This window comes from Psychrobacter sp. AntiMn-1 (assembly GCF_001854065.1).
GTDB lineage: Bacteria > Pseudomonadota > Gammaproteobacteria > Pseudomonadales > Moraxellaceae > Psychrobacter > Psychrobacter pacificensis.
Map to the genome: position 1 here is coordinate 2,718,490 of NZ_CP012969.1, position 10,088 is coordinate 2,728,577.

The following is a 10,088-nucleotide window of genomic DNA, read 5'->3' on the forward strand; positions in this document are numbered from 1 at the left end:
TCAATGACCTCAAGTGGTATTCCGCTCAATCCTTTCGCTTTTATACGTAAGTATGATGAGCTATGGTCGCGTTTATTATTCTTAATCGGCGCATTGATTGTTTATCGTTTAGGGTCGCACATTCCAGTCCCGGGTATTAATCCGGTTAATCTGGCTGATCTGTTCTCGCGCAACGAAAACACTATTTTGAGCATGTTTAATATGTTCTCAGGTGGTGCGCTTGAGCGTATGTCAATTATGGCACTAGGTATCATGCCGTACATCTCAGCGTCAATTATTGTACAGATGATGTCGGCAGTCGTACCTTCGCTTGAAGCTCTCAAAAAAGAGGGTGAAGCAGGTCGACGTACGCTGAACAAGTATACCCGTCAAGGGACGCTTGCTTTGGCTTTGGTGCAGTCATTAGGGATGTGTGCCGGTTTGATCAGTCAGAATCTGACTTTATCTTCCGGTCTGACCTTTTATATTCCTGCTGTAACCTCGTTGGTTGCAGGCGCTATGTTCTTGATGTGGCTTGGTGAGCAGATTACAGAGCGCGGCGTAGGTAACGGTATCTCAATGCTTATTTTTGCAAGCATTGTCGCCGGTACGCCAGGTATGATTTCGCAATCGATCGAACAGGTCAATCAAGGTCAGATGAACTTGATTGTACTCTTTATCTTTGTAATATTAGGCATTGCGGTAACCGCCGGTATCGTTTATATCGAACGTGCGCAGCGCCGTGTCCCAGTAAACTATGCGCAAAAGCAGCAACAAGGTCGCAAAATTTATGCTCAGCAGCAGTCACATTTGCCGCTGAAATTAAATATGGCAGGGGTTATTCCCGCTATTTTTGCTAGCTCCTTATTACTGTTTCCAGCGAGTTTAGGACAGTGGGTTGGTCAATCAACAGATCCTACCTTCGTACAAAAAATACTACAAAATATGGCATTGGTATTGTCTCCAGGGCAACCGCTGTATTTAGTACTGTTTGGCGCAATGATTATTTTCTTCTGTTATTTTTATACGGCACTAGTATTTAGTCCACGTGAAGTAGCAGAGAACCTTAAACGTAGTGGAGCGTATATTCCAGGTATTCGCCCCGGACAACAAACTCAGCGTTATCTTGACCATGTGTTAAATCGACTAACCTTTATTGGCGCGATGTACATAACGGTTATTTGTTTGATGCCGATGGTCGTTCAATCCTCATTTGGTGTGCCGTTCCAACTTGGTGGTACGTCGCTACTGATTATGGTGGTTGTGGTAATGGACTTCATCTCGCAAATTCAAGCGCATTTGATGACCCATCAATACCATGATCAGACGTTAATTCAATCACCCACTCAGCCATAAGCGAGTGTGGTGGTTATTCAAGGAGCATTCCATGAAAGTTCAAGCCTCAGTAAAAAAGATTTGTGGTAGCTGCAAGATTGTACGCCGTAAAGGTCGTGTACATGTTATCTGCACAGCTGAACCGCGCCACAAGCAACGCCAAGGTTAATTAAAAACTGATCATGGCGTTAAGCCTAAACAGTTTATTAAATTAATACTTGAAAAAAAGTGGCGGATGCGATATCATCCGCCACTTGCCGTAGTTCATACCAAAAAATTGTATACTTCTGCTTTAGTAGCACTCTTATTATCTGCTAATGATAATAAAAGCTTCAAAGTAGAGAGATAGAAGTGAGGTATTAACAGCAACAAATCTGAAAAATGCGCTATTTATAATAAATAATGCATATTTTTCTTTAATGGAGAGAAATCAATGGCTCGTATTGCCGGCGTAAACATTCCGGATAATAAGCATGCTGTGATTTCACTAACTTACATCTTTGGTATAGGTCGTACCACTGCTCAGAAAATTCTAGAAGCAGTTGGCATTGCCCCTACAACTAAAGTTAGTCAGTTAGATGATACACAGTTAGATGCTATCCGTGCACAAGTTGCAGAATACATGACTGAAGGTGATCTTCGTCGTGAAGTGTCAATGAATATCAAGCGTTTGGTTGACTTAGGTTGTTACCGTGGCATTCGCCATCGCCGTAACCTACCTGTTCGTGGTCAAAATACCAAAAACAACGCTCGTACTCGTAAGGGTCCGACACGCCCTCTCAAAAGATAATTAACTTAGGAAGCTAAAAGATGGCTAAAGACACTCGTAGTCGCAAAAAGGTGACTCGTCGTTCAGTATCGGAGGGCGTTGCCCATATCCATGCGTCTTTTAATAACACCATTGTAACGATTACCGATCGTCAAGGTAATGCATTGGCTTGGGCCACTTCAGGTGGACAAGGCTTCCGTGGTTCACGTAAATCTACACCATTTGCCGCTCAGGTTGCAGCTGAAGTCGCTGGTAAAGCGGCTCAAGAATATGGTGTTAAGAATGTCGACGTTTTGGTCAAAGGACCAGGACCGGGTCGTGAGTCTGCGGTAAGAGCACTAGGTGCATTGGGTTATAAAATTAACAGCATCTCTGATGTAACCCCAATCCCACACAATGGTTGCCGTGCGCCGAAAAAGCGCCGCGTCTAATATTAGAGACGAAGCTTTTAATAATAAGAGCTTAAAGGAGACAGAACAATGGCCCGTTATATTGGACCAAAACTCAAATTATCACGTCGCGAAGGCACTGACTTAGGCCTTAAGTCTGGTGTTAAGCCGTATGATGTTAAAACAAAGAAAGCTGGTCGTCCACCCGGTCAGCACGGTGTAAGCCGTAACAAGAGCTCAGAGTATTCTCTACAGCTACGCGAAAAACAAAAAGTTAAGCGTATCTATGGCGTACTTGAGCGTCAATTTGCAAACTACTACAAAGAAGCGGCGCGTAAGCGCGGTGCTACGGGTGAGAACCTACTAGCTATGCTTGAGAGTCGTTTGGACAACGTGGTATACCGCATGGGCTTTGGCTCAACTCGCGCTGAAGCACGTCAGCTAGTCAGCCATCGCACTGTTATGGTAAAAAAAGCTGGCCGTGATGAGTTTGTTCGTGTGAACATTCCATCAATCCAGTTGCAAGATGGTGATGTCATTGCTATTCAAGAGAAGTCTCGCGAACAGCTACGTATTAAAAACGCTATGGAACTAGCATCACAACGTGGTATTCCAGAATGGCTTGATGTTGACAACAGCAAACTACAGGGCACGTTTAAACATGCTCCAGATCGTATTGATCTACCTGCTGAAATCAACGAAAGCTTGATCGTTGAGCTATACTCTAAGTAAGTAACGTACTGCTCAATGTTATGCTTATAGCATTGAGCCATTAACGTTAATTAATCCAGATAAACAAATCGAGGTGACATCATGATGCTAAATGCAACTGAGTTTCTAACGCCGAATGCCATTAACGTGGATACGGTTAACGAGACGATTGCGAAAGTCACGCTCGAACCGTTAGAACGCGGCTTTGGTCATACCTTAGGGAATGCCCTGCGTCGCATCTTGTTATCTTCATTACCTGGTGCTGCAGTCATCGAAGCTGAGATTGATGGTGTTGACCATGAATACTCAACTTTAGAGGGTCTGCAAGAAGATGTCCTTGACCTGCTTTTGAATCTAAAAGGCTTGGCAATTACACTTCATGACCAAAATGAAGTATTCTTGACCTTGGATAAACAAGGTCCAGGCACCATTACTGCTGCAGATATTGAATTGCCGCACAACGTAGACATTATTAACCCAGAGTTAGTATTGGGTACGTTGAGTGAGCGCGGTCATCTTAAGATGCGTCTGCGCGTAGTGATGGGTCGTGGATATGAGCCAGCAAATCAGCGCCGTGAAGATGGTGATACCAAAGCGATTGGCCGCTTAAAGCTTGATGCAAGCTTTAGCCCAGTACTGCGGGTTGCTTATCAAGTAGAGAACGCTCGTGTTGAACAGCGTACTGACCTTGATCGTCTTATCATTGAGCTTGAAACTAATGGCACTATAGATCCAGAAGAAGCAATTCGTAAAGCGGCCACTATTTTACAACAACAGATTTCAATCTTTGTTGATTTAGAAGCTGAAGAAGCGCCTGAGCCTGTGAAAGAGAAAGAAGAGGTCGATCCTGTGCTATTACGCCCTGTGGACGATCTTGAACTAACGGTTCGCTCAGCCAACTGCTTAAAAGCTGAAAACATTTACTATATCGGTGATTTGGTACAGCGTTCAGAGACTGAACTTCTAAAAACCCCAAATCTTGGTAAGAAGTCATTAACCGAAATCAAAGACGTTTTGGCGTCTAAAGATTTAGAGCTTGGTATGCGCCTAGATAACTGGCCACCAGCTGACCTGCGGGTTGATGATCGCTTCTCTTATCGCAGCCGTTAAACATTAAGGATATTTGACTATGCGCCATCGTAAGAGTGGAGTCAAGCTGGGTCGTACCGGCAGTCATCGTAAAGCAATGTTCCAGAACATGACCAACTCATTGTTTGAGCATGAACTGATTAAAACAACTTTACCAAAAGCTAAAGAATTACGCCGCGTTGCCGAGCCATTAATTACTCTAGCAAAAGAAGATAGCGTTGCTAACCGTCGCTTGGCATTTAGCCGTATGCGCAGCAAAGCTATGGTAGGTAAACTATTTAGCACGTTAGGTCCTCGTTACCAAACGCGTCCAGGTGGTTATCTGCGTATCGTTAAGTGTGGTCACCGTGATGGTGATAACGCACCTATGGCTTATGTAGAATTAGTTGACCGCGACTAGTCTATAAGCCGTTTAGGTTTTATACAAAAAAGCGCCAATTTATTGGCGCTTTTTTTATGTCTGAAATTTAGATCTAAAACTATTACATTGTTTGTAAGTTGCATTTTATGCTTTAATATTTAAGTGGTTCTTAAAGGCAATCGGCATATGGAACGCACCCTACGTTTAGTGAGCAGTTGAAAATACAAATAACGTAAAGCCTTTATAGTAACAAGTCGCTGACATCCGCCGCGCCCTGCCGGATAACCTCAGGTTGACTACTGGTCATATCGACGATAGTAGTCAGCTTAGTAGTCTTAATACCAGCATTTATCAGACCATCAACTTGATTATCTAATAGCTCTTCGATATCGAAAGGATCATCTAAAATATCGTCACGATCAGGTAAAATAAGTGAGCTGGTCAAGATAGGCTCGTCCATCGCTTCTAATAGTGCTTGTGCGATAGGATTGCTCGGTACGCGAATACCGATGGTCTTTTTCTTAGCATGAGCGAGCTTTTTTGGGACATCTTTGGTGGCATTCAAAATAAAAGTAATCGGCGCAGGAGTATGCGCTTTTAGTTGTTTGAATTGGACATTATCGACCGTAGCATAAGTGGCAATCTCACTTAGATCGCGGCACAACAGTGTAAATTGATGCTTATCGTCAAGCTCACGAATTTGCTTGAGCTTAGTCAAAGCGTCTTTTGCACCTAGTCGACAACCAAAAGCATAACTGGTATCGGTTGGGTAAATGATTAACTGGTCTTTGCGCAGTAAGTCAGCGGCTTGTTCAATGAGACGTGGCTGAGGGTTATCGGGATGAATATAGAAAACTTCCATAATGGTTCCTTATTTTATAATTATTGGTTTTTAATTGAGACAATTTTTTCATTAATTAGATGTAGTTCAATCATTAGACATATTAAAAAAGTTATTTTAAAAATTAAGCAAATCTGTATTTTTAATATACTACTTTAGTTATCAGTATAGCTTAAAGCAAATATAAGTTTAGTGGCAAGGCGTTACCAACCGTAGAAAATCGTTAATAAGTAGGAACACTTAGTAATTTGAATTAAGCGTTGATTTCAGATGAAGGAGTACAAACGCTAATTAAAGCAGTCAGTAAAGTCTTAGCGTCACGCGGCAGAGTATAAGGTTTGGTTATATAGCTTTCTACTTGCTGGTAGACATCACTAGCAAAGGTGCTACTGCTAGTGTCGAAGTCGGCAAACAAGTTATCTTGTGAGACTTGGAAGTTTCGACCACACGCTAAGGTGAATAAACATTCTAATGCCTGTGGTTTGATCTCTACGCGCTCAAATGCTTGCTGCTGAGCTTCTGTCCGACCGTCTGGAGCATACCAGTAGCCAAAGTCAGGTAATTGTCTACGAGCGTCACCAGCCAGGCACCAATGACTGATCTCGTGCAGGGCACTGGCAAAAAATCCATGAGCGAATTCAATTCTGGCAGGCTCATTGTCTTGAGCAGGGAAATACTCTGGCTCACCCTCACTACGAACCAATATCACTTGCTGGTTAGTAAATAAAGTATTAAATAGCTGTATGAGCCAATCAGTGGCTAATCGTTCGCTATCAATTATCAATCCTGCTGAGTAAGTATTGTCAGGCTGAGTAGTAGATAACTTTTGCCACTGACTTCTCCATTCTCTTAAATACTCATCTTCATCGAGGCACAGTCTATTGCTAAGAGCATTTTCAGTATGACGATCTAGTTGAGTAAGATATTGCAGCAACGAACTTGCTGTAGCAGGAGAAAGTAAATCAGAAAAATTAATTTTATTATCAGGTAGATTCATAGAGAAGACATTGACTTAATAAATATTAAAGGCAAAAAATTTTAGGTAAAAAAGTAAGTAGTAAAAAAGCTTGAACATATTTGCTATCAAAAAATCTTAACATACTAGCGCTAGCAGAATATGGCACTTTCCGTTAGTATGGCAGGCAATATTATACACCGTTTTTATGAATGAGGCCGCGCATGTCAAGCACTCCAGAAACTAAACCGTCAGCACCTTACGCTGACAATAAAAAAGCGCCTGTATCTACTAGCATGCCTGAGCACATTTCTTTGGACAAATGGGCAGACACGGGTTTTGAGTGGTCAGGAGAAGTTGATCCAAACTCTTTTGAACGTCTTGCCGCGACGTTGAGCGCCGAGCATGATCAGTCAAACACTCAACTAAATGCTGAACTCTATCGCCGTAATAATGTTTTGCATTTGGCATTTACGTTGACAGGTGATGTTTGGCTAACGTGTCAACGCTGTTTACAACCAATTGCGATAGACTTATCTGATGATTATAATATTGCATTACTAGAGAATGATAGCCAAGTACGCTTGATTGATGAAGAGCAAGATTATTTATTACTTGATGAAATCGTCACTGAGCAGTCTCCGGAGCGTCTATTACCATTTAAAAAACTGGTAGAAGATGAGATATTGCTCAAAATACCAATGGCGCCGAAGCATGATGATTGTGAAATGTCAGTTGAGCAGTTTGGCGAGATACCAGAAGAAGAAGAGAATGAAAATCCATTCGCTGCTTTAGCCTCCTTAAAAGGTAAGCTATAAGAGCCAAATTTATTTATTCAAGTATTTGAGAAGCCTTCTATCTGCTTTGTACAGAAGAGTGCAAGGCAGGGCTTTATTAATCTAATAAACATGCGTATAATGTCCGGTTTATTGCATTCGAGCAACCTGTTGCGTGCTGATAGAAGCTGACTAGGTAAATTTTTCATAAATTTCAGACATAGTTAGCGCTTTATGTAAGTAACAATCTATTTAACTAATGATGCTTCAGACTTAGGTTGTTGTGATTATATAGCCTCTGTCAGTATCGACTAAGCTGAATTTCAAGCTTATCCCTTTTAAGTATAGGAGCTATATCATGGCTGTTCAAAAAAGTCGTAAAAGCCGTTCTCGTCGTGACATGCGCCGTTCACATCACCGTATGGAAATTGCTGAACTAAGCGTAGATGCTACTACTGGTGAAAAACATCGTCGTCATCACATGACTAAAGATGGTTTCTACCGTGGTCGTCAGCTATTCAAAGTTAGTCAAGATGCCTAAGACATTGGCCGTATGATAGCTAGGTAAAATAGTGACAGTACTGGTGACTGTTGTTGTATTTACCTGGCTATCATTAGTCAATAAGCTTTGAGCTAAAAAAAGCCAAGTTATTTCGCTATCATATATTATGTGGCTGGATAACTTGGCTTTTTGTTATTTATCACTAAACTCATTGCTTAGATGACTTTTTGTTTTTAGCAGATAGAAACGCGTACTCAATCGTTAGTGCTTTTGATTGGTACTGTGTTTTCCTATCGTTGTTTGGTCTGCATCCGCTATAATAATAGTGTGTGTCAGTGTATAGTTTACTGGCAATCCGTTTTCTTAGATAAATAATTGAACTAGCGGCTTTGTATCACATCTAATAATATAATACACCCCATTATTTTAGGGATATTTCTAATCAGATAAGGGATATTGGTTATGGCTTCTGTACCCGATATGGTAAAAAAGCAACCCGCTCGTATCGCGGTCATTTTTCCTGGACAAGGATCTCAAGCAGTCGCGATGACGAGTGAGCTTGCTGAAATCTACCCAGAGATACGCGATACATTTACCGAAGCGAGTGAGGCGCTTGGTGAGGATTTGTGGGCAATCTGTCAGGATGAAGAAAAACTCAATCAAACCGAGTATACTCAGCCAGCGCTACTGACAGCTAGCATTGCCATTTGGCGTGTCTTACAACAAAAAATAGAAGAGACGCCTTGCTATTTAGCTGGTCACTCTCTGGGCGAGTACAGCGCCCTGTGTGCTGCCAATGTGATATCGCTTGGTGATGCCGTCACCCTAGTGCATAAGCGTGGTCAGTTGATGCAAGAGGCCGTTGTAGGTGTCGATACTGCTATGGCTGCCGTGTTAGGACTAGAAGACAACCGAGTCGAAAATCTGTGTGAGCAAGCAACAGAGCATGTCGAGGGTGCCATTGTTGGCGCTGCTAACTTCAACAGCCCAGGACAGGTAGTGATCTCGGGTAACGCAGCTGGCGTTAACGCTGTCATCGACAAAGTCAAAAATACGGGCAAAAAATCTGTGCCCTTAAAAGTGAGTGTGCCATCTCATTGTGCATTAATGGAGCCTGCAAGTAATGCCTTAGCTGAGATATTAGCAGGTATTCAATTTGATCAAGCGACCATTCCTGTGATTCAAAATCGCTATGCGCGTGTTGAAACCAGTGCAGTAGGTATCAAACAAGCATTGACTGAACAGCTGAGTGAGCCAGTACTGTGGTCAAAAACCATGCAGGAACTGGCCGATAAGCAAATTAATCTATTAATCGAATGTGGCAGTGGCAACGTATTAAGCAATTTGGCTAAGCGTCAAGCGCAGCCAATCGCAAGCTATCCTACAGACAAGCCTGCCCGTCTAGAGAAATTATTAGAGGTGTTATCATGAGCCGTACGATTACATTAGTAACTGGCGCGAGTCGCGGTATCGGAAAGGCAGTTGCCAAACGCTTTGCTAAAGAAGGACATTTTGTCATTGGAACAGCAACCACTGAAAAAGGTGCTGAACTTATTGATGACTATCTTCATGATAGTGGTGGTATCGGTCGCGTCTTAGACGTACGTGATACTACTCAAATTGATAAATTGTTTGAAGAGATCGAAAGCGTCTATGGAGCGGTACAAGTATTGGTTAACAATGCAGGTATCACGCAAGACGGTCTGCTAATGCGTATGAAAGACGATGACTGGTCAAATGTCATCGATACGAATTTGACCTCAGTTTACCGCATGAGCAAACGCGCAGTACGCGGTATGATGAAAGCGCGCCGTGGTCGTATTATTAATATCACCTCTGTTGTTGCTCAAATGGGTAATGCAGGTCAATCTAACTATGCCGCGACTAAAGCTGGTGTAGAAGGTTTCAGTCGTACGCTTGCACGTGAAATCGGTTCACGCCAAGTGACTATCAATTGCGTGGCACCAGGTTTAATCGAGACTGATATGACAGATGAGCTCGACGAGCGCCTATTGAATTCTATGCTAGATGCCGTTCCTATCAGCCGTCTTGGTCAACCAGAAGACATCGCAGCAGCAGTACATTTCTTAGCCAGTGATGAAGCCAGCTATATCACCGGCGCGGTCATTCCGGTCAATGGTGGCATGTATATGTAGTCAATACACGAACGTTACATAGTTATAATAAAAAACTGTGTGAACGAGTGTAAACTATAATAAAGGGTGCTATAATTACGAATACTTTTGAGTCAAAGCCCTGTATGATAACAGGGCTTTATTAGACAGACTGTGTAACAAGTCATAGAGTACTCAGACAGCAATGCTGATCTGGCAAATACATTTTATATATCATGCTATAGAGCTTAAATAAGGCACAATAGC

General features: G+C 42.3%; 13 protein-coding genes. 11 read left to right on the forward strand and 2 right to left on the reverse strand.

Annotated features, from left to right (window positions below; genetic code table 11):
• The first annotated feature begins 3 nt into the window (after positions 1–3).
• The 7 genes from secY to rplQ all read left to right on the forward strand — a co-directional run bounded on the left by secY (position 4) and on the right by rplQ (position 4,672).
• Positions 4–1,335, forward strand: a complete 1,332-nt coding sequence (gene secY / locus AOT82_RS11740; RefSeq protein WP_197496792.1) for a preprotein translocase subunit SecY — start codon at positions 4–6, stop codon at positions 1,333–1,335.
• 31 nt (positions 1,336–1,366) lie between these two features.
• Positions 1,367–1,483 (forward strand): 50S ribosomal protein L36, encoded by a 117-nt coding sequence (gene rpmJ, locus AOT82_RS11745; RefSeq protein ID WP_025644371.1) that lies wholly within the window; start codon positions 1,367–1,369, stop codon positions 1,481–1,483.
• A gap of 264 nt (positions 1,484–1,747) precedes the next feature.
• Positions 1,748–2,104: a 30S ribosomal protein S13 gene (gene rpsM, locus AOT82_RS11750; RefSeq protein ID WP_025644369.1), complete on the forward strand. Its 357-nt coding sequence runs from the start codon at positions 1,748–1,750 to the stop codon at positions 2,102–2,104.
• A gap of 20 nt (positions 2,105–2,124) precedes the next feature.
• Positions 2,125–2,514 carry a 30S ribosomal protein S11 gene (gene rpsK / locus AOT82_RS11755; RefSeq protein ID WP_025644368.1) on the forward strand — a complete coding sequence of 130 codons (390 nt, stop codon included), beginning with the start codon at positions 2,125–2,127 and terminating at the stop codon, positions 2,512–2,514.
• Between the two features lie 48 nt (positions 2,515–2,562).
• Positions 2,563–3,204, forward strand: coding sequence for a 30S ribosomal protein S4 (gene rpsD / locus AOT82_RS11760; protein WP_025644367.1), 642 nt, complete (start codon positions 2,563–2,565; stop codon positions 3,202–3,204).
• Between the two features lie 81 nt (positions 3,205–3,285).
• The gene (locus AOT82_RS11765) at positions 3,286–4,293 is read left to right on the forward strand and encodes a DNA-directed RNA polymerase subunit alpha (protein WP_071003158.1); all 1,008 of its coding nucleotides are present in this window, start codon (positions 3,286–3,288) and stop codon (positions 4,291–4,293) included.
• Between the two features lie 19 nt (positions 4,294–4,312).
• A complete protein-coding gene (rplQ, locus tag AOT82_RS11770) occupies positions 4,313–4,672 on the forward strand; it encodes a 50S ribosomal protein L17 (RefSeq protein WP_025644362.1) in 360 nt (119 codons plus the stop codon).
• Between the two features lie 202 nt (positions 4,673–4,874).
• Here rplQ and AOT82_RS11775 read toward each other — a convergent pair whose 3' ends face one another.
• The gene (locus AOT82_RS11775; RefSeq protein ID WP_071003160.1) at positions 4,875–5,495 is read right to left on the reverse strand and encodes an L-threonylcarbamoyladenylate synthase; all 621 of its coding nucleotides are present in this window, start codon (positions 5,493–5,495) and stop codon (positions 4,875–4,877) included.
• 232 nt (positions 5,496–5,727) lie between these two features.
• The gene (locus tag AOT82_RS11780; RefSeq protein ID WP_071003162.1) at positions 5,728–6,471 is read right to left on the reverse strand and encodes an elongation factor P hydroxylase; all 744 of its coding nucleotides are present in this window, start codon (positions 6,469–6,471) and stop codon (positions 5,728–5,730) included.
• Positions 6,472–6,653: 182 nt separating this feature from the next.
• Here AOT82_RS11780 and AOT82_RS11785 point away from each other — a divergent pair, with 182 nt between their 5' ends.
• From AOT82_RS11785 to fabG, 4 genes are all read left to right on the forward strand, one after another.
• Entirely contained in the window at positions 6,654–7,247 is a 594-nt protein-coding gene (locus tag AOT82_RS11785; RefSeq protein ID WP_071003164.1) for a YceD family protein, read from the forward strand.
• 316 nt (positions 7,248–7,563) lie between these two features.
• The gene (gene rpmF, locus AOT82_RS11790) at positions 7,564–7,746 is read left to right on the forward strand and encodes a 50S ribosomal protein L32 (RefSeq protein WP_057758809.1); all 183 of its coding nucleotides are present in this window, start codon (positions 7,564–7,566) and stop codon (positions 7,744–7,746) included.
• Between the two features lie 423 nt (positions 7,747–8,169).
• On the forward strand, positions 8,170–9,138 hold the full coding sequence (gene fabD, locus AOT82_RS11795; RefSeq protein WP_071003166.1) for an ACP S-malonyltransferase: 969 nt from the start codon (positions 8,170–8,172) through the stop codon (positions 9,136–9,138).
• On the forward strand, positions 9,135–9,863 hold the full coding sequence (gene fabG, locus AOT82_RS11800; protein WP_058025367.1) for a 3-oxoacyl-ACP reductase FabG: 729 nt from the start codon (positions 9,135–9,137) through the stop codon (positions 9,861–9,863). The genes fabD and fabG overlap by 4 nt, the downstream gene beginning before the upstream one ends.
• Positions 9,864–10,088: the final 225 nt, after the last annotated feature.